Genomic DNA, 25311 nt, shown 5'->3' on the forward strand with positions numbered 1-25311 from the left:
AGGCCCGGATGATCCACCGAAACTGCGAATCGACGACCCGCCGCGACTGCCTCCGCCTCGGCCTGACCGCCCTGGTCGGCGGGGGCCTGGTCGATGCGCTCCGGCTCCGGGGCCACGCCGCCGCGCCCGGCGCCCGGCCGACCAGCTGCATCCTGGTCTGGCTCGACGGCGGGCCCAGCCACTACGAGACGTTCGACCCCAAGCCCGACGCCCCGGCCGAGATCCGCGGCAAGTTCGGGCCGATCGACACCAAGGTCCCCGGCATCCGGTTCGCCGAGCCGATGAAGCGGCTGGCGTCGATCGCCGACAAGCTGGCCGTCGTCCGGTCGATCCGCCACGACCAGGGGAACCACGGCGCCGGCAACCACTACATGATGACCGGCGCGCCGCCCCGGATCCCGGTCGGCTGCGGGGCGTTCGTCAGCTTCCACCCGAGCCTGGGCTCGGTCACGGCCCACGAGCGGCCCTCCTCGGGCGGGCTGCCGTCGTACTTCTCCCTGCCGAGCATGACCCGATCGGGCGGGCCCAACTTCCTGGGGGCCAAGTGCGCCCCGTTCGTCGTGCCCGACGACCCGAACGGCAAGAACTTCCGGGTCCGCGACGTGGCCCCGCCGGTGGGCGTGGCCGACGAGCGGTTCGGCCGCCGCCGCGACCTCCTGTCCCGCGTCGACCGCTTCCGCCGCCACATCGACGACGCGGCCGGCGATCCTGCCGTGGCGCTCGACGAGTACTACCAGCAGGGCTACGAGCTGATGGGCTCGCGCGAGGCCCAGGCAGCCTTCGACATCGGCCGCGAGGACGAGGCCACCCGCGAACGCTACGGCCGCAACCCGTTCGGACAGCGCTGCCTGATGGCGCGCCGGCTGGTCGAGGCGGGCGTCCCGTTCGTGACCCTCAACGAGGGGGGCTGGGACCACCACATCGGCATCTTCGACGCCTTCGACAAGCGGATGCCCGCCGTCGACAACTCGCTGGCGACCCTGATCGAGGACCTCGACCGGCGCGGGCTGCTGGACACGACCCTGGTGATCGTCCTGGGCGAGTTCGGCCGGACCCCGAAGATCAACAAGGACGCCGGACGCGACCACTGGGCCAACGCCATGTCGGTCCTGTTCGCCGGCTGCGGCACCCCGGGCGGGCAGGTGGTCGGCGCGACCGACGCCCGCGGCCACTCGGCCAGCGAGCGGATCCTGTCGCCCGAGAACTTCGCCGCCACGGTCTACGCCAAGCTCGGCATCGACCCCGGCAAGTTCCTCTACACCCCGGGCGGGCGGCCGACCTACCTGGTCAGCGACCCGACCCCGATCCGGGAACTGATGGGATGACCCGACGGGGATGGATCGCGGCCCTCGCCGCCTGCGGCCTGCTCGCGACCGGCCGGGCCGCCGAGGCCAAGCCGCCGACGCTCGCCTTCCTGGACCCGGCCGGCGCGGCCCGCGGCCAGACGGCCACCGTCAAGGCGTCGGGCAGCTTCGACCACTGGCCGGCCGGCGTCTGGGTCGACGGCCCGGGCCTCGCCGTCGAGCCGGCCGCCGAGAAGGGGACGCTGACCATCCGGGTCGCCGCCGACGCCCCGCCCGGCGTGCGCTGGATCCGGCTGTACGACGAGGAGGGGGCGACCGACCTGCGCCCGTTCCTGGTCGGCACCCTCCCGGAAGTGGCCGAGGCCGAGCCCAACAACGACCCGGCGCGGGCCCAGCCGATCCCCGGCCCGTCGGCGACGATCAACGGCCGGCTCGGCCGCAACGGCGACGTCGACGGCTTCGCGGTCACGCTGGCTCGGGGCCAGACCCTGGTGGCGGACCTCGTGGGGAATCGCCTGATCGGATCGCCGATGGACGGCGTGCTCCAGGTCGCCAACCCGGACGGTTTCGTCCTGGCCCAAAACGACGATTTCGCGGGGATCGACCCCCGGATCGTGTTCCAGGCCCCCGCCGACGGCAAGTACCTGGTCCGGGTGTTCGCCTTCCCGAGCAAGCCCGACCAGAGCATCCGCTACGCCGGGGGGGAGGCGTTCGTCTATCGCCTGACCCTGACCACCGGCGGCTTCCTGGACCATGCCCACCCGCTCGCGGTGTCGCGCGACGTGATCGACTCGGTGACGCTGGTCGGGCCGAACGTGCCGGAGTCCAGCAGCACCTGGACCCCGATCACCCGCGATGATGGGTCGGACTCCCTGGACGTGTTCCACCCCGACCTGGCGGGGACGGCCGACCTCCGCAGCCTGCCCGGGCCGGTGATCCTGGAAGCGGAGCCCAACGACCTGGCCCATCCCCAGGCGGCCCCCGGCATCGGGGCGGTGTGCGGCCGGATCGACGCGCCGGGGGACCGGGACGCCTTCCGCGTCGCCCTCAAGGCGGGGGAGAAGCGGACGTTCCGGGTCGAGTCCCGGTCGCTGGGCCGGCCCCTGGACCCGGTCGTCCGGGTGGTGGACGCGGCGGGCAAGACGCTGGGCGAGAACGACGATGCCCGGCAGGATCGCGACCCGTCCCTCCGGTTCACGGCGCCGGCCGACGGGGAGTACCACATCGTGGTCCGCGACCTGAACGGGCGGGGCGGCACGAGGTTCGGCTACGTCCTCCGCATCCTGGCCGAACGGCCCGACTTCGAACTCACCCTGGCCGCCGACCGCTTCGAGGCCGCGCCGGACAAGCCCGCCACGGTCGCCGTGACCGTCGCCCGCAGGGACGGGTTCGCCGGCCCGATCGAGATCGCCGCCGCCGACCTCCCGCCCGGCATCACGGCCGACGCCGCGACCTCGAAGCCCGGCGACGACTCGGCCAAGGCGGTCACGCTGACCCTCCGGGCCGAGGCGGGGGCGAAGCCGGGCCCGTTCCGGATCGTCGGCCGTTCGTCGGCGGGCGCCGAGCCGCTCACCCGGCCCGGCCGCGCCCCGATCGCCAACTTCGAGGCCACGACTGACCGGCCCTGGCTCACGCCCCGGCCGATGGCGAAGCCCGCGCCATGACGATCCTGTTCCTCCACGGCTGGCACTCGGTCCCCGGCGGCGTGAAGCCGTCGTACCTGGCCCGGCACGGCCATACGGTCATCAACCCGGCGCTCGACGACGACGACTTCGCCGCGGCCGTGCGGGTGGCGCAGGCCGAGTTCGACCGCCATCGCCCCGACGTGGTCGTCGGCTCGTCGCGCGGCGGGGCCGTGGCCCTGAACATCGCGTCGGGATCGGCCCGGCTGGTCCTGCTCTGCCCGGCCTGGAAGCGGTGGGGCACCGCCCGCACCCTCAGGCCGGGGTCCGTCGTGCTCCACTCGCGGGGCGACGAGGTGATCCCGTTCGCCGAGAGCGAGGAACTGATCCGCGCCAGCGGATTGCCCGCGTCGAGCCTGATCGAGGTCGGCACCGACCACCGGCTCGCCGACCCGGAGCCCCTGGCCCGGATGCTCGCGGCGTGCGAGGGCCGCGACGCCTGAGCGGACGATTCGCGGCCCGGCACGGGAGATGATGCTGGGTCGGGCTCGATCCTGCGCGCACGTTGCGCCCGGTTCGAACCTGGCCCCGACCCGGAAGCCGACATGGAACCGATGAAGCCGATGGAACCGATGAAGCCCCTGGAGCCCATGAAGGGGCCGGAGCCCTGGTGGCCCGGGGACCTGGGCGAGCCCGGCACGTCGGGCGGGCAGGATGACCTGAAGTATGCCTACTTCGGCGAAGCAAACCGCCTGGCGGTTTCGCGGGGCGGGAAGGTGACGGTGTACGACTCCGGGTCGCACCGGATCACCGGCGTGGCGCAGTCCCAGGGGGATGGCGACGACCTCCGGTTCTCGACCGCGGACGGCGAGGTCGCGGTCGAGAGCCTGGAGGCCGTCGGCTGATCCGGGGTCAGCGGCCAGGGGGCCGGATCGCGAAGTGGGTGATGGCGAGGTCGGCGGGCACCTTCTCGTCCCGTTCGTGGTAGATCACCACCTCCTTGATCCGGGCCAGGCCGGGCGTGGTGGGCAAGGGGACGCGGAGTTCGCCCTCGCCGTCGGCCAGCCGGGTGAGGATCTGCCGCGAGATCAGGCCGGGCGGCGGGTTCTCCGGCTTGAACTCGATCGAGACCGGGTCGAGCCCGCCCGCCGTTTTGTAGCGGAGCGTGAGGACGCCGCCCGAGAGGTCCCAGCCCCGGGCGTCGGGGGCGACGAAGGCGATGCCGACCTCCTTGAGCTGATTCCCATGGACCCGGAACCGCCCCGAATCCGGGCCGGATTCGAGCGTGTCCCCCTTGGCGGTCCAGGCGAACGGGGGCTTGGTGCCGCCGAGCAGGTCGGCCCCGGCCCCCGGCGCGAAGAAGGCATCGGCCCGCGCCTGCAGGCCCTTCGATGCGAGGTAATGCCCGAGGTCTTCCGACCCCCGGCCGATCAGCCCCAGGGCCAGGGCCAGCGTGTGGGCGGTGGTCTGGAACGGGATCGGGGCCTTCTGGGTCGTGTTGTAGCCTTCCCAGGGGCCGTGGTCGGTGAGCAGGGACGAGACGATCGGCCAGTTCGCCTTCAGGAAGGCTTCGACCCTGGCCGGCTCGACCGAGTAGGCCACGCCCAGGGTGTAGAGCGACGCGGCGTCGGTGATCCTCGGCTTCGGGCTGACCGTGATCTCCGGGATGCCGACCGAGCCGGTGTAGAGGGTGCCGACGCCGGTGTAGGACTCGGACAGGAAGCCGGGCAGGCCGTGGCGGGTCGAGTAATCCGTCTCGATGTCGACCAGATCCCGGAGCAGGGCGTCCCAGCCGGGACGATGGGTTTCGCCCAGGCTCAGGCCGAGCCCGAAACCCTGGAACGCCGAGCCTTCCCACGGGGCCAGGGCGAACAGGTCGCGGCCGTCGCCGGCGCGGTAGGACTTCATCTTGAAGCCGAGGTTGCCGACCGCGTCGGCCGGGATCCCGTAGCGGGCGGCGATGAACGTGGCCGGGCCCCGGAACTCGTTGACCAGGTAGTCCATGTGGCCGATGACGCGCTTGCCCTGAAGGTCATCCCAGCCGAACAGGCGGTCGCGGGTCACGTCCCAGCCGAAGTAGAACAGCCCGCCTTCGCGGTCGTAGAGCCGCCGGTAGCCCGGCTCCTGGGCGGCGAGGAACCGCTCCAGCTCGTCGCGGATCGCGGCGATGCCGGGCCGGTCCTTGACCTCCGGGGCGAGCAGGGCGCCGATCGTCTTGGCGGCCGAGGTGGTGAGGTTGGAGTTGTCGCCGAAGATGACCATGACCACCCGCGCGTCGAGGATGGCCAGGAGCCTGCGGCGGGTGTCGGGGTCGTTGAAGGGGGCAAGCGGGCCCTTGAAGTGCTGGTCGCCGTACTCCTGCTTGCGGGTCACGTCGGCCTCGTGGCCGTCCTGGCTGGGGGCGATCCACCCGGCGGCGACGAGCGCGTCCCAGATCGCCGCGCCCTTCTGGGGGAACGCTTCCAGGACCTTCGCCTTCTGGACGTGCGAGGCCAGCGGGCCGAGCCTTTTGCTGGTGGCGAGGTCGAGGAAGTTGCTCAGGAGGCCCTCGGCGGCCAGGGTCGGGTCCTGCTGGTCCTGCCGCAGGGTCTTGACCAGGTGGGCGAGCCGCTTGACGGCCTCGTCCCGACTCATGTGGGGGGAGTCGGCCCGGCCGGCGGCGACGTTGGCCAGGACCTCCATGTAGAGGCCGATGGCGGTGATCTGGGTGAACGACCGGAGGAACATCCCCCGGGGCGGGTCCTGGTTCCAGCCCTCGAAGGGATAGCCCGAGGCGGGGTCGACCAGCCCGTGGGCCGGGTCGAGGTAGCGGAGCGTCGCCGCGAGCAGATCCCGCGCGTGCGTGTGCTCGGCCGGGAGGGTCGGGAACGGCCCGCGCGGCTGGGCGGGCTCGGGGCGGGACTGGCCGAGGGCCGGGCCGAGCGGCCAGGCCAGGATCGCCGCGAGCCAGGTCATCGCCCTCGCGGCGATCCGTCGCGCGGCCCGCATCCAGTGGATTCGCATCGGTCGGCTCCTCGGGCGGTGCTGGTCAGGGTTTGCTCGGGTTCGAAGGGCCCGGGCGGGGGCCGGGCAGGGGGCTGACGGACACGTCGCGGGCCAGTTCGGCCCGGCCCAGCGCGGCCACGACATCCCCCTCGGCGGGCGGGACGACGCGGCCGGCCTCCAGGCGATAGCCGAGGACGCCCTCGATGGCCTGGCGGAACATCCAGCCGGCGGCGCCGGTGTAGCCGTTCCAGATCATCCGGCCGGGGTCGAAGGTCGTCACCATGTCGGCCGCCTGCTTGTTGGGCTGGCCGCCATAAATCTCGATCTTCTCCGGGTCGGCGTGGCCGATGGCGGCGATCTTGTGCCAGAGGCGATAGGCGGTCTCGCGATACTGTTGAGCCTCGTCGGCCCGTTCCTGGGCCGCGGCTTGATCGGCGAGGATCCGCGCGGCGCCGACGAGCCACTGGACGCCGTGGCAATACATCCCGTTCTCGCGGACCCCCTCGGGATACCACGACGACCGGCCGAGGTAGGGCTTGGTGTCCTCGCGCAACGGGGGCCATCCCAGGAGGATGGTGTCCTCCTGCTCCAGCACGTCGAGGGCGGTCTCGAACACGGTGCGGGCCCGGTCGGGGTTGATCCCGGCCATCACGGCCCACGACGCGGTCAGGGCGTCGATCTCCCAGATCCCGCTGTCCTTGACGCCGATCTCGGTGCCGTCGTCGTGGATCGCGCGGAGGTAGCGGTCCCCGCGCCAGGTCGTCTCGATCGCCTCGCCCAGCGCCCGGAGCCGGGCCTCGTAATGGGCCATCCGCTCCTTCCCCTCGGCCCGGCCGACGATCGGCACCATCCGGTCGAGGATATAGTAGAGGAACAGGCCGAGCCAGACGCTCTCGCCGCGTCCCTCGCTGCCGATCTCGTCGAGGCCGTCGTTCCAGTCGCCGGTGCCCATCAGGGGGATGCCGTGGGCGCCCATCCGGCGGTCGAGCACGAGGTCGATGGCCCGGAGGCAGTGGCGGTAGATCGTGTCCTCGCGCGACGTGCGGAGCGGGTCGAACCCCATCCCGTGCTTGCCGGCGGGCAGGGGCGGGAAGGGAAGTTCGGACCCGAGGTAGGTCGCCGTCTCGCCGAGCACCGAGTCATCCCCGGTCGCCCCGACGTAGTCCACGACCCCCCAGGCCAGCCACAGGAGGTTGTCCGAGGCGTGCGACCGGCCGACGAACCCGGTCCGGCCGTCCTGCAACTGGTGGAACCAGTGGACCACGTCCCCCTCGATGAACTGCTGCGAGGCGTGGAGCAAAATCTGCCGCCGGGCCAGGGCCGGGTCCGCCCAGATCAGGTTCACCGAGTCCTGCAACTGGTCGCGGAAGCCGAACGCCCCGCTCGCCTGGTAGAACCCCCGCCGCGCCCAGATCCGCTCCGCCAGCGCCTGGTACTTGAGCCAGTCGAGGTAGTGGTCGAACTCGGGGTTGCCCGTCCGGATGCGGACCGTCTCCATCAAGGACAGCCACCAAGCCCGGGTCGATTCGAGGGCGGAGTTGGCCGACTCCTGGTTCACGATCAGCGCCGCTGCGGCCTCGCCGGTCGTGTCGGCCTGGCCCAACTCGACGATGATCGTGTGTTCCTCTTTCCCTTTAAGCGTCATCGGCGAGATCAGTGCCGCGATCGGACGATCGTCATCAAAGGTCACATGGGATCGCTGGCCGGCTAACAACGCCGGCCGTGCCACGTCACGATCAGGCCCGAAGAACCGGCCCCGGGACGTCTCGATGACGTGTTTGTTCGGCTCCTTCGAGGTCGCGATGAAGACAGGACCCCGGCGGAACGTGTTCCTCGGATTCGTGAGCGTCACTTCGCAGAGGCCGTCTCTCACGATGCGAAGCGGCCCGGAGAACTCGGGCTGCGCCGCCAGGACGATCTGGAAGTAGGCCCCGATGCCGAAGTGGCGACGTCGGGCGGATCGATTGCGGACGGTCAGACGGTAGATGCCGGCCGGCCGATCGGGCGGGACGAACACCGTCAATTCGGTCTCCATATCCCCCTTCCTCATGCGGAAGGTGGCCGTGCCGTCCACGCCGAAGTCGGTCTCATAGGTCGCGTCGGGATCGTTCAGCGGGTGATAGGTGGGCGAGAACCACTCCTCGGAAATGGCGTCGTAGAGGTAGAACGCCTCGGGCGGGACCTCGCGGGTGACGGTGTCGGACCAGTCGGGGGTGATGCGATTCTGCTGGGCGTTGACGCTGGACGTGGTGTTGAAGCCCCGGTTCGTCACCGACACGACATGCCCGAGGGCGTTGGACATCGTGTGGTCGAACGGGCGGGGGGTGAACGGGGTCCGGACCGTCATCGTCCGGCCGTCGTCGGAGTAGGTGCAGTAGGGACGGGGCGTGCCGGGCGGGATCTCGCCGTGGCCGATCGAATGGCGTTCCTTCCGCCTGCGGGCGGGCGGGTGCGATGCGGCCCCGGGGATTTGCAGCACGCGGTCCACCAGGGCGATCGCCTCCGGCTTGTTCGCGACCAGTCCGTACACGAGCCGGGCCGAGGCCGAGCCCCGCGCCGGGACGTTCAGGGGGAGGAGCAGGCTGCCGATCGGGTCGAAGGTGGGGTGGGCGTCGGTGTCCTGGTGGTCGGAGAAGGCCAGGGTCTCCAGCGCCCGGGGGGAGCGGATCGACCGGGCCCGGCCGATGAAGTCGACTCTTGAGGTGAGGAACCCCGCCGGCGCGACGTCCGAGGCCAGCACGCCCATCGCCTTCGCGTGCTTGTCCCAGGCCAGCACGGCGTGCAGGCCGGCGGCATACTCCATCTCGGCGAACAGGCGGTTGTACTGGGTGTGCCCCCGGTCGGCCTCGGGCTTGTTGAGCACCCACTCCAGGTAGGGCACGACCTTCACCGACCGGGCCGAATCCGTCGCGTTCTCGACGGCGACCTCCCAGACCTCGGCCGCCCCGTCGAGCCGGATCGTGACCGTCGCCCGCAGGCCATCGGCCTCGCGGACGATCCGCAGGGCGTCGTCGGCCCTCTCGAATTGGGGGACGCCGGCCCGCCCGCCCGGGAACTGCCCAACGACCGGCCACGATCCCTGCTCGTCGACCAGGAACAATGCCCGCCCGGCCGGGTCGAGCCCGTCATACGACCGGCGCGACAGGTCGTACCCCCTCGCGGTCGCGTGGCCGACGACGCCGCCGGTCGCGGACAGGGTCAGTTCGTAGTCGGCGTTGCGGAGGGTCCAGGATCGCGGCCGGCGTCGTTCCGCCCGGGACCGAATCAGCCGCGCGATCGCAAACCCCGCCGTGGCCGCCAGCGCCGCCCCGGCCGCGATCGCCGCCAGCCGGGGGGCGGGCATTGCGTAGAACGAGGCCATCACGCCGCCCCCGGCGTTGGCCTGGATGATCGCCTGGGAGCGGTTCCACGCCTCGTCCCACTCGGTGCCGCGGGGGATGTAATAGGGGATCAGCAGGGGGGCCCAGGTGGTGAACCGCTTGACCGCCTCCGGGATCACGCGGGCGGTGGAGGCCGGGGCCAGGAACCGGGCGAGCTTGTGGTCGAGCCGGTCGGTGCCCAGGAAGCTGAGGTTGACCAGGGTGGCCACCCGCAGGCCGAAGTGGTCGAGCCAGATCAGGACCCGGACCGCGTCATACGCCAGCAGGGCGACGAAGACGTTCAGGCTCCAGGCGCGGAAGGCGTCGGGGCTGGAGGTGAGGTCGTGGACGATGGCGAAGCCGGTCCGGATCGCGCCGTCCTGGTTGTACCAGGTGGGGTCGCCCATCGGCCGGAGGAACGACTTCACGATCGGCGACATCCACAGGCCCCAGCGCAGGACGCCGATCATGTCCCGCACCAGCTGGGCCGAGCCGGCCCGCGAGAACAAAGAGCGGATCGGCGCCGCCTGACCCTCGAAGTAGGCGGCCAGGAAGGTCCGGTTGATCGCGAACAGCCAGGCCGGCACCGCGAACGAGATCACCCCGGCCAGCGCCTCGTCGAACAGGAGCTTGACGCCGCCGGTCTGGGTGCCGAGGTTGATCGTCCCCCACCGCTCCAGCAACGGCCGGACGTCGTAGGGGAAGGCCTCGGTGTGGACGCCGAGGTACTGGTGGAACTTGCTGGCGACCACCGCCACCTGCGCCAGGTCGAAATAGAACCCCAGCGCCGCGCCGATGAACCCGCCCAGGAGGCCCTGGGCCAGGTAGAACCGGGCCGGCTCGACCCGGCGACGGCCTCTGGAAGCCCCGAGCGTGTCGGCTGCGAGGTCGACCCCGCCATAGGCCAGCGCCCCGGCGATCAGGCCGAAGGCGACCCGCCCCGACATCGTCCAGCCGGCGACGTGGAAGGCCAGGGCCAGCCCGAGCGCCAGCCCCACCACGATGCCCCGGGCGTAGAGCCGGGGGTCGCGGTAGCTCCGGGCCACCCGGCCGAAAAACCCCTGGCTGCCGTCGAAGGTCTCGAAGATCGTCTTGACCAGCGGGAACGCCAGCATCCCGAGCAGCGTTGCCGCCAGCACCGGCATCCCCTGGGCGAAGCCCCGGACGGCCGGCACGGTCCACAGTGCCCCCAGGCCGTAGAGGATCCCGATGTAGGTCCCGGCGTAGATCGCCCCCTTCTTCATGCCGGTCCAGGGATGGGCCAGCGTCGAACCGCGCGACGGCGCCACGCCGCCGATGGCGTCGGTCAAGAGCCCGGTGACGAGGTAGACCTCGGCCCACAATCCCGCCTGCGACAACGCGGCCGTCGCCACCGCCAGGGGCCACCGCCCCCAGGCAGAATACGACGCGACCCACGCCCCGGAGCCGAAGTCGGCCACGTGCGGGGCGACCACCGCCAGCACCGCGACCGCCAGGAGCCCGAGATGGCCCCGGAGCGACCGGAGCCCATGCCCCCGCGTGGCCATGCCGAGCCCGAAGGCCACGGCCTCGTTGAACCCGAACAGGACGGCCACCCGGCCGAGCGAGGCGAGCAATTCCGGCCGATCGGCCAGCGACCCGGCCGACAGCAGCGAGCCCAGGTCGGAGACCAAACCGCCGGTCGAGAGCAGGACCAGCGAGCCCAGGACGAAGGGCGTGCCGACGATCAGCGCCCCGGCCGCCGCTCCCAGGTGCCGGCCGGCGGTCGACAGCCTCGCGGCGTCGGCGAAGTGGTAGAGCATCGCCGCGACCGCCGCGACCAGGGCGCTCAGCCGGGCGAGGTCGGTCCAGGCCCCGGGCACTTCGAGGATCGCCATCGGGCTCGATGCCGCGGCCAGCAGGCCCGTGGCCGCAGCGTCGCGGAACGCCTCGGCCGCCGTGGGCCACCGGCCGGCCAGGCCGACCGACCACCAGGCCGCCACCGCCGCGCCGGCCACGGCCAAACCGACCGGCCACCAGCCCGGCTCCGTCCCCGGCTCGCCGAGGTGGTAGATCGTCGCCCCCAGGGCCAGCACCAGCACCGTCCCGATCCCCTGGACCAGGTCCCGGGCCGGGCCCCGGCGGCCCGCCATCCGCGAGCCGACCACGGCGCCGATCAGCCCGAAGATCGCGGCGGCCAGGGCGGAGGCCAGCAGGGCCCGGCCCATCGCCGGGAGCGACGACCGGCCCAGGATTTCCATCCAGGAGAGCCGGTCGAAGCGGATGTCGAGTTGGATCGATCCGGCGGCCACCTCGGCGTCGCCCGTTCGGCTCGCCGACACCACGACCTCGGAAACCTCGCCGATTTCCCCCCACGCGATCGGGTGTTCCGACCCTTTCGGATCGCCCCCCGGCGCGATCGGGATCCGCTGGGTGCCCCGGGTCCCCTTGATCTCCAGGGCGAAGTTGACAGGGGGCGGGTCGCCCTGGCCCTGGGCCTCGGCGGCCACGCGCACCAGGTCGACCGATTTCGGATCGAGGCCGGGCGGGAAGGCCTTGGCCCAGATCCCGGCCGCCGTGCCCCGGGGTAGGGTATAGTTGAGCCGGAGCACCGTCCCCCCGGCGTCGGGGGGAAGCTCCACCCGGTCGACGGTCGCCCGGGCGTCGCCGACGTTGAAGACCCCGGACGCGGTCGCATCCGAGAGGCGGATCGGCGGGCCGTCCCCGCGGGCCGAGGCGGGCACGGCGATCAGCAGGAGGGCCCAGGCGGCCCGGAAGGCGAGACGCCCGGAGGCACGATGTCGTTCCTTGACCAAGCTCCCGACCTCCTGGATAGGGCCGCGAGGCGGTGCGCCCTCGCCCTGCGACGAGGCGACCGGACCGGGTATCGGCGATGACGACCACGGAGAGCGGGCGATTCTAGCCCGTCCCGGTGGCCGTCGCCAGTCGATGGCCGCGCCGGGGCGGGGCCGCGGCATGCGGAACTTCGAATGCACTTGATCCCGCCCAGGTCTCGGGCATCATGGGCCCCGGGACTGGCGCGAGGGATCGTTCAGCGGATGGACCGGCGGGCGCGCCCGGTCCGCATCGGGAGCCCGTCATGGAAGTCCTCCTCGCGTTGATCGTCGGCGTGGCGTTGATCGCCGTCGTCGGCCACGGGATCTGGGTCCTGGCCTTCGCCGTGAACCGCCGGCTGCTGATGCTGGGCCGCCGGCCGATCGAGCCGGCCCGGCAGGCCGCGATGTGCCCGAGGTGCGGCAACACCTGGAATCCCCAGGCCGGGCCGATGCCGTGCCTCCTGTGCGGCTGGAATCCCGATCCCTCCGAGCGTCCCGCGCCGCCCCGGCCCGACCTGCTCCTGGCCCAGTTGGGCCGCCGGATCGAGCTTTATGCGAAGCTCGGGCTGGTGTCGCCCGGCCTGAAGGACCGCCTCCTCGCCGAGATCCGGGCCGAGGCCCCCGCCCCGATCGCGACGCCCGCGGCCCCGCCGATCGCCGAGCCCGTCGCGGCCGCCCCGGTGGTCCGATGGGCCCCCGAGCCCGAGGCGCCCGCCGCGACGCCGGCCGACCTCCCGGAGCGGGCCCGGGCCTACCGCGATGCCCTCGCCGCCAGGACGGCCGACGAGGCCCCGCCCCCGCCTCCGCCCGCGCCCGCCGCGGGCCGTCCGCACCGGATCTTCGAGGTCCTGTCGGCGTTCCTGGAGGAGAAGAGCATCCGCTGGGGCGAGCTGGTCGGCGGCCTCCTGATCGTCGGCTGCTCGATGGCGCTGGTGCTGAGCTTCTGGTCGAGCATCGCCGAGCGGCCCTGGATCAAGTACGGGCTGTTCAACGGGGTGACCGCACTCCTGTTCGCTCTGGGCGGGCACGCGGAGCGTCGGTGGAAGCTGCCGACGACCGCCGCCGGGCTCCTGATCATCGCGACCCTGCTGACCCCTTTGAACTTCCTGGCGGTGGCCTCGCTGGTCCGGGGCGGGCGGGTCGAGCCGGCCTGGGGGCTCGCGGGCGAAGTTGCGGCGATCGCCGCGTTCGCGGTCCTGGTCTGGCGGGCCGGGCGATGGCTGGTCGGGCTGGCGCCGTGGACGCTGGTGGCGGGGGTGATCGTGCCGTCGGCGTCGATGCTCCTGCTCCGCCGGGCGGTCGATGCGGGCGGGTCGTTGAACCTGGCGCTGGGTCTCGGGGCGATCCCCTGGTTGGCCCAGGCGGCGGCCCTGGGCGGGTGGTCCGCGCGATCGCGGGGCGGGCCGGAGTTCGGTGAGCGACGGGCGGCCGAGATGCTCCGCCTGCTCGGCCTGGGGACGTTCGCGGCGGCGGTCGCCTTCGGGCTGGTGCTGGCCCATGCGGGGCCGGCCCCGCAGATCCCCGGGCGGATGGCGCCGCTGGCGCCCTTGATCGGCGCGACGATCCTGGCCCCGGGCCTCCTGCTCTGGAGGCGGGCGGCGGCCCGGGAGTTGGTCGGCTATCGGACGGCCGGGACCGCGATCGCGGCGGCCGGGACGCTGATCCTCCTGTCCGGCGTGGCCCTGGCCTGGCCGAGCCCGGCGCGGATCATGCCGGTGGCCCTGCTGGATTTCGCCGTGCTGACGGCGATCGCGTTCGCCTTCCGCGTCCCGGCCGCCCACGTCCTGGCCGGGGCCTGCCTGTCGCTGGCCTACCTCGTGGGCTGGGCCATCGCGTCCGGCCGGATGGGCTGGTCGGGGATCACCTCGGCGGAGGCCGCGCGCGTCCTCCTGTCGGCCGGGGGCGGGACCGCCCTGATGCCGTTCGTGCTCACCTTCGGCGTGGTGGCGGCGGCCGGGACCCGGGCGGGGCGGCGGCACGATGCCCAGGCGTTCGGCCTGGTCGCCGCGCTGGCCGCGCTGGCCAGCCTGGCCCTGGTGACGTGGCACGGCTTCGGCCGCGCGGGCGACCCGGAAGGAGCGACCTGGGTCTACCTGGGCCATGCCCTGATCGCCGGCGCATCCGCCCTCTGGCTGGCCCGGACCCCGGCCCTGGCGCGGGGGCTGGCCGGGGCGGGATCGGCCCTGCTGCTGGCCTCGCTGATGCAGGGACTCACCTTCGGCGGGTTCCCGATCCGGCCGCACCTCCCGGTGATCGTCGCCCTGCTGGGGCACGCGGCCCTGGCCGTGCTGGCGGGGCTCCTGCTGACGCCCGGCGGCAGGAGGGCCCCCGGCGTGGAGGGCGAGGAGCCCGCCCCGATCCGGCCGGCCGGCCGGATCTTCGGCCCGATCCTCGACGGGTCGGCGCTGCTCTCATCCGTGGCCGCCGCAGCGGTCCTGATCCTCGTCGGCGAGCACAGCTTCCGGCGGGTTGTCGCCGCGGATGCTGCCTGGCTCTCGGCGGTGTGGGTCGCCCTGGCGTTCCGGTTCGCCTCGCCCGCCCTGTTCGGGATGGGCCAGGCCGCGCTGGCCGGGGCCGTCGTGTTTGCGGTCCCGGCGCTGGTCGAGACCTTTCCCTGGCTCGGCCAGGCCCGGCCGCGACGGGCCGACCCCGGGATGATCCTGAAGCAGGCGGTCGCGCTCGGGCTCTACTGCCTGGCCTGGATCGGGGCCCGGGTGGCCCTCCGCCGCCGGCCGAAGTTGATGCCGACCCTCGGCCCGTTGATCGACCCGGCCTGGCCGGCCGTGGATCGGTGGATCCGGTTCGCAGTCGTCGCCCTGGCCGTGATGGTGGCCCTGGACGCCGCCGCGCCGGGCGTGGCCCGGGAACTGGGACGCTGGGCCGGGCCGATCTCTGGCGATGTCGCTTCGGTCCACGCGTTCAGGATCCCCGGGATCCCGCATTTCCTGCGGATCGGGATCATCCATTGGGCCGTGTGGGGCTCGGCGATCGCCGTGATGCTGGCCGGGATGTGGGAGCGGTTCCGCCGGCTCGACCTCCTCGTCGCGCTGGCGGTCGCCATGATGGCCGCCCCGCTGGCGGCGGGCCGATGGGAGTCGAGCCAGGCCGCGGCCTCGGCCCTGGGCTGGGGCGGGGCGATCGCCCTGTTCCTGGCGTCGCTCCTGATCTGGGGACGCGGGCGACTGGCCCGCTGGGCCGATCGGCTGGGCTGGCGGGCCGGGCCCGATCAGGTCGTGGACCTGCGAGGCCAGGCCACCGGGATGGCGATCGGCCTGGGAACCTTCCCCATCGCGCTCCAGGTCTGGACCATCCTGGGGGTGATCCTGGCCGGAGGGACGCCGGTCGGCCCGCCGCCGGGCACGATCTTCGGCCGCCTCGGCCTGATCGGGTCGGTCGTGCCGCCGCTCCTGCTGCTGGCGGCGACCCTGGTCGGGTTCGCGATCCGCGAGCGGTCGTCGGGCTCCGCGTTCGCGGCCGGGCTGGTCGCGAACCTGGCCGCGTCGCTCGGGTTCGTTCTGGCACGACTTTCGGGCGGGATGGCCTTCGACGGCCGATTCTGGACGTACCTGCATCAGATCAACGCGATCGTCTCCGCGGCGACCGCCCTGGCCTGGATGGGCGGGCTGGCGGCCGCGAGGCGTCGTCGCGGGGGGGCCGGGCCGATCTCGTCCGATGCCCTGATGACGACCACGGTCGCGATCGCCGCGGCCTTCGCCGTGGCCCCGATCGTCGGAGGGACGCTGGCCCTCTGGCAAGATCCGGCCGCGTCGCCGACAAACCTGGTCGTCGCCGGGCCGCTGGGCTTCATCGCACTGGGGCTGGCGGCAGGGTCGGTCTCGTTGCGATCGCGATTGCTGGCGCGGCCGATCGACCCGGACTGGGCGGGCCTGGGCGCGGTCGCGCTGGCCGCCTTCCTCGCGATGGGGTTGGCCTTCCGGGATCCCGGCAACTGGTTCACCTATCACGGGCTGATGGTGGGCCAGGCGATGGCGGGGGTGCTGTTGCCCCTGGTCGCCTGGAGGAACGCCGGGCTGCAGGCCGGCCGGGTGGCCCGCGGCGTCCGGCTCGCGGTGACCCGCTGGAGCACCCTGGTCCTGATGGTGGTCGTGGCCTTCGCCATCCGGGGATACTGGTCCGACCCGCAATCGCCGTGGTGGACGGTGGGCGGGCTGGCGTTGATGGGCGGGCTGGCGGCGATCCTCGCCGGGTGGTCGGGATGGCCCGGCTACCTGAAGCCGGCGGCGCTGCTGCTGAACCTGGCCGCGACCTTCTGGTGGTGCGCCCGGTCGTCCTGGACCGCCTGGGCGGCGCCGATCGACCTGGCGCTGGTCAACATCATCGCCCTGGCGGTGCCGGCGCCATTGTGGCTGAGGATCGAACGGCGGATCGGGGCGCGATCGGCCCCGTTCCAGCAGGTCGTGGCGTGGCTGGCCCTGGTCGCGATGGCGATGGTCGTGGTCGCCTCGCTCGGGGAAGGGGCCTGGTTCGCCCCGAATGACTCGATCACCCTGCTGGGATGGCTGGCCCTGGCGGCGACCGCCCTGGCGATGGGCAGCGGGCTCCGGGACGAGCGAGCCCGCGCGCCGGTCGCGGGCCTGTACCTCCTGGGCCTGGTGGCGTCGGGCTGGGTCGTGGCCCAGTTCCACCTCCCCGCCCGGTGGCTGGCCTGGACCGGCACGATGGTCCTGGCGGCGTACTCGGTGGGTACGAGCTACCTGTGGAGCCGCCGCGCGGGGCTTCGTGCCCTGGCCGATCGGCTGGGCTTCCCGCGTCCCGCCCTGGACGACCCCGGGGCGAATCTTTTGTGGCTGATCCCGGCGAACCTCGCCCTGGCGGCCGGGGTGATCGGGCTGGCCTTCGGGACGATCCTCGACGACCGCGAGGTCGCGCTCCGGACGGCCTCGGCCAACTCCGCGCTGGCGCAGGCCCTGGCGATCGGGCTGCTGGCCCGGGGGGCGAGGCGGACGCAGTTGCAGGCGATGGCGTTGGCCGTGGGCGTCCTCGGGGCGATCGCCCTGGGCTGGGCCGGGATCGCCCCGGGCTCGGCGTCGGCGATGCTCGACCGCGCGGCGGTGGTCCTGGCCGCGACGGCCGGCGGGGCCGCGCTCTACGGGCTCGGGCTGGCCAAGTTCACCCGACGCGATGACGACTGGACCCGCGCCGCGCGACGGCTGGTCCCCTCCCTCCTCGGCCTGGCGCTGGCGGCCCTGGTGCTCATCCTCGGGGTCGAGATCGGCGAAAGGCTCCAGGGGCGGCCGATCCTGATCGCGGCCCCGGCGATCGCGACGATCGCCCTGAGCCTCGTCGGGGCGGCGGCGGCCGCGCTGGTCGCGGCGGTGGTGCCGGGCCGGGACCCCCTGGGCCTGAGCGAGCGCGGCCGCACCGCCTACGTTTACGGCGCCGAGTTGCTGCTGGCGGCGCTCGGCGCCCACCTCAAGCTGTCGCTGCCCTGGATCTTCACGGGCCGGTTCGTCCAATACTGGCCCTTGATGCTGATGGCGCTGGCGTTCGCGGGGGTCGGGCTGGCGGAGGTCTTCCGGCGACAGGGGCGGATGGTCCTGTCCGTGCCCCTGGAGCGGACCGGGGCCTTCCTGCCGCTCCTGCCCCTGCTGGCCTCGTTCTGGATGCCGCCCCGGCCGGGGGACGGCGTGGTCTACCTGGCCCTGGTCGGGTGCCTGTATGCGGTCCTGGGGACGATGCGGTCGTCGCTCCTGTTCGGCTCGCTGGCGACGCTGGCCGGCAACGGGGCCCTCTGGACTTGGCTCGCGCATCAGGAGAGGCTGAGCCTGGCGGATCACCCGCAGCTGTGGGTGATCCCACCCGCCCTGTGCGTGCTGATCGGGGCCTACCTGAACCGGGATCGCCTGAGCCGGTCCCAGATGGCTGGGATCCGCTATGCCTCGGCGATGGCGATCTACCTGGCCTCGACGGCCGACATCGTCCTGACCGGGGTCGGGCGGGCGCCCTGGCTGCCGGGGGTGCTGGCGGGGCTGTCGATCGCGGGGATCTTCGCCGGGATCTGGCTCCGGGTCCGGGGGTTCCTGTTCCTGGGGCTGGGGTTCCTCTCCCTGGCGCTGTTCTCGATCATCTGGTACGCCGCCGTGGACCTCCGGCAGACGTGGTTGTGGGCCGCGTCGGGCGTGGTGGCCGGGGTGGTCATCCTGGCGGTGTTCGCCCTGTTCGAGAAGAAGCGGCTGGAGATCCTCCGCGTGGTCGGCCAGATCAAGGAATGGAGCCCCTGACGTGGACGGGCCCAGGTTGACAGGCCGGCGTCGCCGGGCGAATGTCTTGGCTCGATGCACGATCCACCCTCTTGGGCTCATCGGCCATGGATACGCGGGCAGGCGACGACGAACGGGGGCGGGACGCCCGCGACTACGAGCTGATCACCCTCCGCGCCCTGTCGGGCCGGTTCCCCGACATCGACTCGGCGACGGCGGAGATCGCCCGACTGGCGGCCGTCCTGACCCTGCCCAAGGGGACGATCCACGTCATCAGCGACGTCCACGGCGAGGACAAGAAGCTCCGCCACGTCATCAACAACGCCTCGGGCACCCTGCGCCCGCTGGTCCAGGGGCTGTTCGCCGCGACGATGTCGCCCGAGGAGTTCCAGGAGTTCCTCACCCTCATCTTCTACCCGGCGGAGATGGTCGAGCGGCTCGAACAGACCATGACCGACCCGGAGGAACTCCGGTCGTTCTGCACCCGGACGCTGCGCCACGAGTTCGAACTCGTCAGGGTCCTGGCGGCGCGGTACAGCCTCAAGAGGGCGATGGAGGTCTTCCCGCCCGAGTATCGCGAGCTGATGGCGGAGATGCTCCACCAGCCGACCACGGAGCGCGACCGCAGCTTCGTCGAGGCGATCGTCGGAGAGCTGCTCACCCGGGGCCGGGCCCTGCACCTGATCCACCTGACGGCCCGCCTGGTCCGCAACCTGGCGATCTACGAGCTGATCATCGGCGGCGACTGCTGGGACCGCGGGCCCCGGGGGGACCGCGTGCTCGACTACCTCCGCCAGCAGCCCAACGTCTCGTTCATCTGGGGCAACCACGACATCGCCTGGCTGGGGGCGAGCCTGGGGCACGAGGCCCTGATCTGCCACGTCCTGCGGGTGTCGCTCCGCTATCGCCGGCTCGGCCAGCTCGACGAGGGGTACAGCATCCCGCTCACCCCGCTGGAACACCTGGCGCGGGTGTGCTATGGCGACGACCCGGCCGCCGGCTTCATGCCAAAAGCCTCCGGGATGCGCGACGCCTCGCTCGTCGCCCGGATGCAGAAGGCGGCGGCGGTCATGCAATTCAAGCTGGAAGGGCGGGTGATCGCCCGCAACCCCCAGTGGGAGATGGAGCATCGCCGCCTGCTCCACCGCATCGACCTGGAGGCGCGGACGATCGAGGTGGACGGGATCGGCTACCCGCTGGCCGACCCGCACCTGCCGACGGTCGACCCGGCCGACCCGTATGCCCTGAACGACGAAGAACAGAAGTGCATCGACCGCCTGCGCCGCTCGTTCCTGTCGAGCCAGAAGCTCGGCGAGCACATGCGTTACCTGGTGGGCCGCTGCTCGATGTCCCTGGTCCGGGACGGCTGCCTGATCTTCCACGGGTGCGTGCCGGTCGACCGCGAGGGCCGCTTCCTGGCCATGAGCATCGACGGGGAATCGGTCGGCGGGAAACGGCTGTTCGACGCGATCGACCGGGCGATCCGCAGGGCCGCGGAGCGGAGGGACCGGAAGGACCTGGACCTGCTCTGGTACCTCTGGGGCGGGGACCGCTCGCCCCTCTTCGGCAAGGATCGGATCACCACCCTGGAGCGCGACTTCATCGCCGACAAGGCGACCCACCGCGAGACCAAGAACCCGTATTTCGAGCTGATCCACGAGCCCTGGTTCTGCGACCGGATCCTCGCCGAGTTCGGCGTGGACCCCGGGGCGGGGCTGATCGTCAACGGCCACGTCCCGGTGAAGATCGAGGCCGGCGAGGACCCGGTCAAGCGGAGCGGCAAGGCCATCACCATCGACGGGGCGTTCTCGGAGGCCTACGGCGACCACGGATATACCCTGGTGCTGGAGGCCGACCGGACGATCCTGGCCGAGCATTCCCACTTCGAGTCGGTCGAGGCGGCCATCCGCGACGGGGTGGACATCATCCCCAAGGTCTCGGTGGTGCGGGAGTGGGCCCACCCGCACCGGATGGCCGACACCGAGCGCGGCGACCAGATCCGCTGCGAGATGCGGATGCTGGGCCGGCTGATCGAGGCCTATCGGGAGAACGCCGTCCGCCAGGGGGAGCCCGGGGCGTGGCCCCCCCCCTGAGGCCCCTCGGCGGGGCCGGCCCGGGTCAGGGCAGGAGCCGCTGGCCCAGCGCGGTGTTCAGGTTGAGCATGCCCCGGCGGTGCCGCACCGAGGTGTCGCGGTACTGCCGGACGACCTCGTTGTAGTCGTTGCGGGCGTTCAGGTAGGACACGATGTTGGCCTCGCCGCCGCGATACAGCCGGCTCGCCTCGTCGAGCACCTGGGTCGCCGCCGGGATCATCACCCGCTCGATTCGCTCGACCGCGGCGCGGGTCAGGGCATAATCCTGCTCCGCCTGGCGGACCTCGGCGACGACCTGCCGCTCGCGGGACAGGAGTTCGAGCTGGGTCTGCGACACGTTGATCTTGGCCCGCTCGATGTTGCCCTGGTTGCGGTTGAAGATGGGCAGCGGGACGGTCACGCCCAGGGCCCAGGAGGTGGCGCTCTTGGTGTTGAACGGGGAGTTGTCCTGGAACGTATAAGGCTGATAGAGGACGTAGACGTCCGAGAACCGCTCCGCCCGGGCCAGCCGGACGTCCGCATTCGCCCGGGTCACGCCGAGACGATAGGCGGCCAGGTCGGGCCGGGCCGCCAGGGCGAGACCCGTCAGCTCGACCGACGAGGGCGGGGGGGGGAGGCGATCGGAGAGGGTCCCGCGGAGGGCGAGGTTCTCGGCCTGGTCCGGGGGGATGTCGAGCAGGAGGGCCAGGTTGCGATTGGCCTGCCGGAGGGCCGATTGCGAGGCTTCCAGGGCGATCGCGGCCGACTCGCGCTGGATCTCGACCCGATTGACCTCGGCGAGCGTCACATCCTTGGCCTTGCGGCGGGACTTGACGACCTCCAGGAACTGGTCCAGCCCGGCCACGCTGGCCTCGACGAAGCGGACCGTCTCGCGGGCCGCCAGGGCGTCGACGTAGGCGTTGTAGAGGTTGCCGATCTGCTGGCGGACGGCGTCCTGGTACTGGGCCTCCAGCACCTTCAGGGCCTGGCAGGCGACGGCGGTGCGTGCGGCCCGCTTGCCCGACAGGTCGAACGGCTGGGTGATGTTCACGTCATACTGGGTCGGGCCGCCGGCACGCTCGGGGGAATACTTGCCGTACGGGGCGAGCTGGGTGTCGGCGAAGATCAGGGGGTTGCCGCGCAGGCCGGCCGTCAGGACGTCGGCGCGGGCCTGGGGGATCTCCAGGTACTTGGACCGCAGGTCGATGTTGGCGGAGAGCAGGCGGGCGATCGCATCGTCGAGGGTCAGCCCGTCGGCGGGGCCTTCGTCCTCCTGCGTGGGCAGGGTGAGCGGGCCGAACGCGGGGAGTTCGGTGGGGGCGAGCGGGGCGAGCGGGCCGATCTCGGGCAGGGGGGCGACGCGGCCCCCGCCGGGCTCGGTCAGGCCGGCCGGGACGCGGGGGCTGCCGGCGCCGGGGCGCGTCCCCAGGATCGAACCCTGGGAGCCGGGCGAGTCGCCGGAGAGGCCCGCCGATCCGATGGCCGGGCCGAGGCTCGACGCGTCGGCGGGCCGGGCCGGGCGTTCCGACGGGAGGTTCTGCGCCCGGATGGACCCGACGCCGACGGCGAGCCACAGGGCGGACGCGATACCGAGCGGGCGTGAGAGGGCGGGCATCGGGACGATCCTCCATGATCGGCGTGGGAATGGGCGGGCCCCGCCGGCTGCGGTAACCCCCGATCCGCGAATCCATCGCGGCCCCCTGATGCCTTTTTCTATCGGCCCCCCATTCGATGATCATGCCCCCGAGGAGGCGGGCCGCGTCGACGGCGACGTCACGACCCGCGCCCTCGGCGCGACCGGGATTCAGGACGGGTAGGCATCGGCCGCCTCCCGGTTCGGCCTCCCGGGGTCGAACCAGGGGTAGATGGCCGGCAGGACGATCAGCTTGAGCAGGGTGCTGGTCAGCAGCCCGCCGATGACGACGGTGGCCAGGGGCCGCTGGACCTCGGCGCCGGACCCGTGCGAGAACGCCATCGGCACGAACCCGAGGCTGGCGACCAGGCCGGTCATGAGGATCGGCCGGAGCCGCGACATCGAGGCGTCGGCCACGGCCTCCCGGACGTCCTCGCCGGCCTCGATCAGGTGGCGGATCGCCGACACCAGGACCAGGCCGTCGAGCACGGCCACGCCCGAGAGGGCGATGAAGCCGACACCCGCCGAGATGCTGAAGTTCAGCCCCCGGGCCCACAGCGCCAGGATCCCCCCCACCGCCCCGAGCGGGACCGACAGGAAGATCAGGATCCCCAGCTTCAACGACCCGAACGTGACGAACAGCAGGAGGAAGATCAGGATCAGGGCGATCGGCACGACGATGGTCAGCCGCTTGGTGGCGGACTGGAGGTTCTCGAACGTCCCGCCCCATTCCAGGACCGAGCCCCGGGGCAGCTCGACCTCCCGGGCCACCCGCTCCTGGGCCTCGGCCACGAAGCCGGCGAGGTCCCGGCCGCGGACGTTGGCCTGGACCATCGCCCTCCGCTCGCGATCCTTCCGCCAGATCTCGTAGGTGCCGTCCTCCAGGGTGATGTCGGCCACGTCCTCCAGGGGGATCAGCCGCCCGTTGGGGTCGGCCACCTTGAGGAGCCGGATCGCGTCGATGTCGTTGCGGTACTCGGACTTGAACCGGACCTGGAGCGGGAAGCGCCGCTGCCCCTCGACCACCTGGCCGACCTCCACCCCGCCCAGCGCCGAGACCACGTCGAGCACGTCGGCGGCGTCGATCCCGTAGCGGGCGGCCCGCTCGCGGTCGACGTTGATCCGGAGGAACGGGAGGCCGCCCAGCACCTGCGCCTTCACGTCGACCGCCCCGGGGGTGGATTTGAGCACGGCGGCGAGCTGGTCGGCCTTCTCCTGGAGGACCTTGAGGTCGTCGCCGTAGAGGCTCAGCCCGACGTCGCCGCGGACGCCGGCCAGCAGGTCATTGAAGCGGCCGTCAATCGGCTGGGTGAAATTGACGAAGGTCCCGGGCAGGGTCGTCTCGCAGATCTTGGCGATCCCCTCGATCAGTTCCTCCTTCTCATGGACCTTGGTCCAGAGGTCGGGCTCGGTGAGGAACACGAAGACGTCCGTCGAGTTCACCCCGGCCGGGTCGATGCCGATCTCCGGCCGGCCGGTCCGACTGACGATCGAGCGAATCTCGGTCGGATAAGCGGCCTTGATCGCCCGCTCCAGCCGTGTCGTGTCGGCGATCCCCTCGGTCAGCCCGGCGCTGGGGGGCCGGGTGAGGATCACGACCATGTCCCCCTCGTCGAGCTTGGGGATGAACTCCCCGCCCAGGCTGTGGGCGAACGGGATCGAGGCGCCGAGCATGGCGATCGAGGCGAGCGTGACCACGACGGGGTGGGCCAGCACCGTGCGGAGGACCGGCCGATACACGACCTTGGCCAGCCGGACCGGCCAGGTCTCCTTCTCCGACAGGCCGGACTTGAGGAAGAACGACGCCAGGACCGGCGTGGCGGTCAGCGACAGGATCAGCGACCCGACCAGGGCGAAGATCACGGTCAGGGCCATCGGCCGGAACATCTTCCCCTCGACCCCTTCCAGGGCGAGGATCGGCAGGTGCACCGTGGTGATGATCGCCACGCCGAAGACCACCGGCTTCTGCACCTCCAGCGTCGCCCGGCGGATGACCTCCTTGGCCGAGGCCGACTTGTCGGCGTGGCCGAGCCGCCCGACGCAGTTCTCGATCACGATCACCGCGCTGTCCACGATCAGGCCGAAGTCCAGCGCCCCCAGGCTCATCAGGCTGCCGGTGATCCCCAGGCCGAGCATCAGGTTGCCGGCGAACAGCATGGACAGCGGGATCGCCAGCGCCACGATCAGCCCGGCGGTGAGGTTGCCCAGCATGATCAGGAGCACGGCGATGACCAGGATGCCCCCTTCGGCCAGGTTCTTGGCGACCGTGGAGATCGTCCGGGCGATCAGGGTGGCGCGATCGTAGTAGGTCTCGATGATCACGCCTTCGGGCAGCGTCTTCTGGATCTCCGCGAGCTTCGCCTTGATCCGGTTGACCACGACCCGCGCGTTCTCGTCGGCCAGCATCAGGACGGTGGCGGTCACCACCTCGCCGCGTCCGTCGCGGGTGACCGCACCGTTGCGGATCAGCGGGCCGAAGGCGACCTCGGCCACGTCGCGGACGAAGATGGGGGTGCCGCCGGCGGTGGTCTCCAGGGCGATCGACCCCAGCCCGTCGAGGCTGTCCACCAGGCCGACCCCGCGGATGATCCGCTGCTCGCCGTTGCGCTGGATGTAGCCGCCGCCCGAGTTGCTGTTGTTGCGGCGGATCGCCTCGAAGACCCGGGTGGCCGAGATGTTGCGGGCCGCCAGGCGATTGGGGTCGAGGCGGACCTCGTAGGTCTTCATCAGCCCGCCGAAGGCGTTGACCTCGACCACGCCCGGGACGCTCTTGAGCCGGCGGGCGACCTCCCAGTCGAGGATCGTCCGCAGCTCCATCGGCGTGTGATTGGACTTCGATTTCGGGTCGTCCCGGACCTCGAACTGAAAGATCTCGCCGAGCCCGGTGGCGATCGGCCCCATCTCCGGCTCGCCGAATTCCTTGGGGATTTCCGACTGGACCTGGTTCAGCCGCTCGCCGACCTGCTGGCGGGCCCAGTAGATGTCGGTCCCGTCGCGGAAGACGATGGTGACGCCCGAGATGCCGAACTGCGAGAACGAGCGGACTTCCTGGACCGAGGGGATGCCGTTCATGGCATTCTCGACCGGGATCGTGATGAATTGCTCCACCTCCTCCGGGCCCAGCGCCGGGGCGCTGGTCAGGGCCATGACCTGGACGTTGGTGATGTCCGGCACGGCGTCGATGGGGAGGTTCAGGAGGGAGTAGACCCCGGAGGCGACCAGGGCCAACATGCCGAGGACCACCGCCCCGCGATGGCGCATCGAGGCGTTGACGAGCGATTCAAACATGGCGGGATGCAAACCTCGCGGTCAGGGGAAGA

10 protein-coding genes are annotated in these 25311 nt (G+C 72.1%); 6 read left to right on the top strand and 4 right to left on the bottom strand.

The features are described from left to right. The first annotated feature begins 8 nt into the window (after positions 1-8). The 4 genes from TA3x_RS15840 to TA3x_RS15855 all read left to right on the top strand — a co-directional run bounded on the left by TA3x_RS15840 (position 9) and on the right by TA3x_RS15855 (position 3831). Positions 9-1325 (top strand): DUF1501 domain-containing protein, encoded by a 1317-nt coding sequence (locus tag TA3x_RS15840; protein WP_435015624.1) that lies wholly within the window; start codon positions 9-11, stop codon positions 1323-1325. After that, positions 1322-2968, top strand: a complete 1647-nt coding sequence (locus TA3x_RS15845) for a PPC domain-containing protein (protein WP_435015625.1) — start codon at positions 1322-1324, stop codon at positions 2966-2968. The genes TA3x_RS15840 and TA3x_RS15845 overlap by 4 nt, the downstream gene beginning before the upstream one ends. Beyond that, positions 2965-3429: an alpha/beta fold hydrolase gene (locus tag TA3x_RS15850; protein ID WP_435015626.1), complete on the top strand. Its 465-nt coding sequence runs from the start codon at positions 2965-2967 to the stop codon at positions 3427-3429. The genes TA3x_RS15845 and TA3x_RS15850 overlap by 4 nt, the downstream gene beginning before the upstream one ends. Positions 3430-3531: 102 nt before the next feature. Next, positions 3532-3831, top strand: a complete 300-nt coding sequence (locus TA3x_RS15855; protein WP_435015627.1) for a hypothetical protein — start codon at positions 3532-3534, stop codon at positions 3829-3831. A gap of 7 nt (positions 3832-3838) precedes the next feature. On the opposite strand, the gene TA3x_RS15860 is transcribed toward TA3x_RS15855, so the two are convergent. Then, positions 3839-5929 carry a hypothetical protein gene (locus TA3x_RS15860; RefSeq protein WP_435015628.1) on the bottom strand — a complete coding sequence of 697 codons (2091 nt, stop codon included), beginning with the start codon at positions 5927-5929 and terminating at the stop codon, positions 3839-3841. A gap of 25 nt (positions 5930-5954) precedes the next feature. After that, positions 5955-12044, bottom strand: coding sequence for a GH36-type glycosyl hydrolase domain-containing protein (locus tag TA3x_RS15865; RefSeq protein WP_435015629.1), 6090 nt, complete (start codon positions 12042-12044; stop codon positions 5955-5957). A gap of 284 nt (positions 12045-12328) precedes the next feature. Between TA3x_RS15865 and TA3x_RS15870 the strand changes: the two genes are divergently transcribed. Further along, the gene (locus TA3x_RS15870) at positions 12329-18307 is read left to right on the top strand and encodes a hypothetical protein (protein ID WP_435015630.1); all 5979 of its coding nucleotides are present in this window, start codon (positions 12329-12331) and stop codon (positions 18305-18307) included. An 86-nt stretch (positions 18308-18393) separates the two neighbouring features. Further along, positions 18394-20379, top strand: coding sequence for a fructose-bisphosphatase class III (locus TA3x_RS15875; RefSeq protein ID WP_435015631.1), 1986 nt, complete (start codon positions 18394-18396; stop codon positions 20377-20379). A gap of 25 nt (positions 20380-20404) precedes the next feature. Here the strand turns inward: TA3x_RS15875 and TA3x_RS15880 are convergent, their stop codons facing one another. After that, the gene (locus TA3x_RS15880; RefSeq protein WP_435015632.1) at positions 20405-21973 is read right to left on the bottom strand and encodes a TolC family protein; all 1569 of its coding nucleotides are present in this window, start codon (positions 21971-21973) and stop codon (positions 20405-20407) included. A 189-nt stretch (positions 21974-22162) separates the two neighbouring features. Continuing rightward, entirely contained in the window at positions 22163-25279 is a 3117-nt protein-coding gene (locus tag TA3x_RS15885; RefSeq protein ID WP_435015633.1) for an efflux RND transporter permease subunit, read from the bottom strand. Between the last annotated feature and the right edge of the window lie 32 nt (positions 25280-25311).

The sequence above is a fragment of the Tundrisphaera macrotermitis genome (assembly GCF_051175315.1).
Classification (GTDB): Bacteria; Planctomycetota; Planctomycetia; order Isosphaerales; family Isosphaeraceae; genus Tundrisphaera.

Excerpts from the sequence above, each read along its gene's own strand:
- TA3x_RS15875 (WP_435015631.1), top strand. The coding sequence starts at position 18,394 with ATGGATACGCGGGCAGGCGACGACGAACGGGGGCGGGACGCCCGCGAC.
- TA3x_RS15845 (WP_435015625.1), top strand. The coding sequence starts at position 1,322 with ATGACCCGACGGGGATGGATCGCGGCCCTCGCCGCCTGCGGCCTGCTC.
- TA3x_RS15850 (WP_435015626.1), top strand. The coding sequence starts at position 2,965 with ATGACGATCCTGTTCCTCCACGGCTGGCACTCGGTCCCCGGCGGCGTG.
- TA3x_RS15860 (WP_435015628.1), bottom strand. The coding sequence starts at position 5,929 with ATGCGAATCCACTGGATGCGGGCCGCGCGACGGATCGCCGCGAGGGCG.
- TA3x_RS15855 (WP_435015627.1), top strand. The coding sequence starts at position 3,532 with ATGGAACCGATGAAGCCGATGGAACCGATGAAGCCCCTGGAGCCCATG.
- TA3x_RS15870 (WP_435015630.1), top strand. The coding sequence starts at position 12,329 with ATGGAAGTCCTCCTCGCGTTGATCGTCGGCGTGGCGTTGATCGCCGTC.
- TA3x_RS15885 (WP_435015633.1), bottom strand. The coding sequence starts at position 25,279 with ATGTTTGAATCGCTCGTCAACGCCTCGATGCGCCATCGCGGGGCGGTG.
- TA3x_RS15880 (WP_435015632.1), bottom strand. The coding sequence starts at position 21,973 with ATGCCCGCCCTCTCACGCCCGCTCGGTATCGCGTCCGCCCTGTGGCTC.
- TA3x_RS15840 (WP_435015624.1), top strand. The coding sequence starts at position 9 with ATGATCCACCGAAACTGCGAATCGACGACCCGCCGCGACTGCCTCCGC.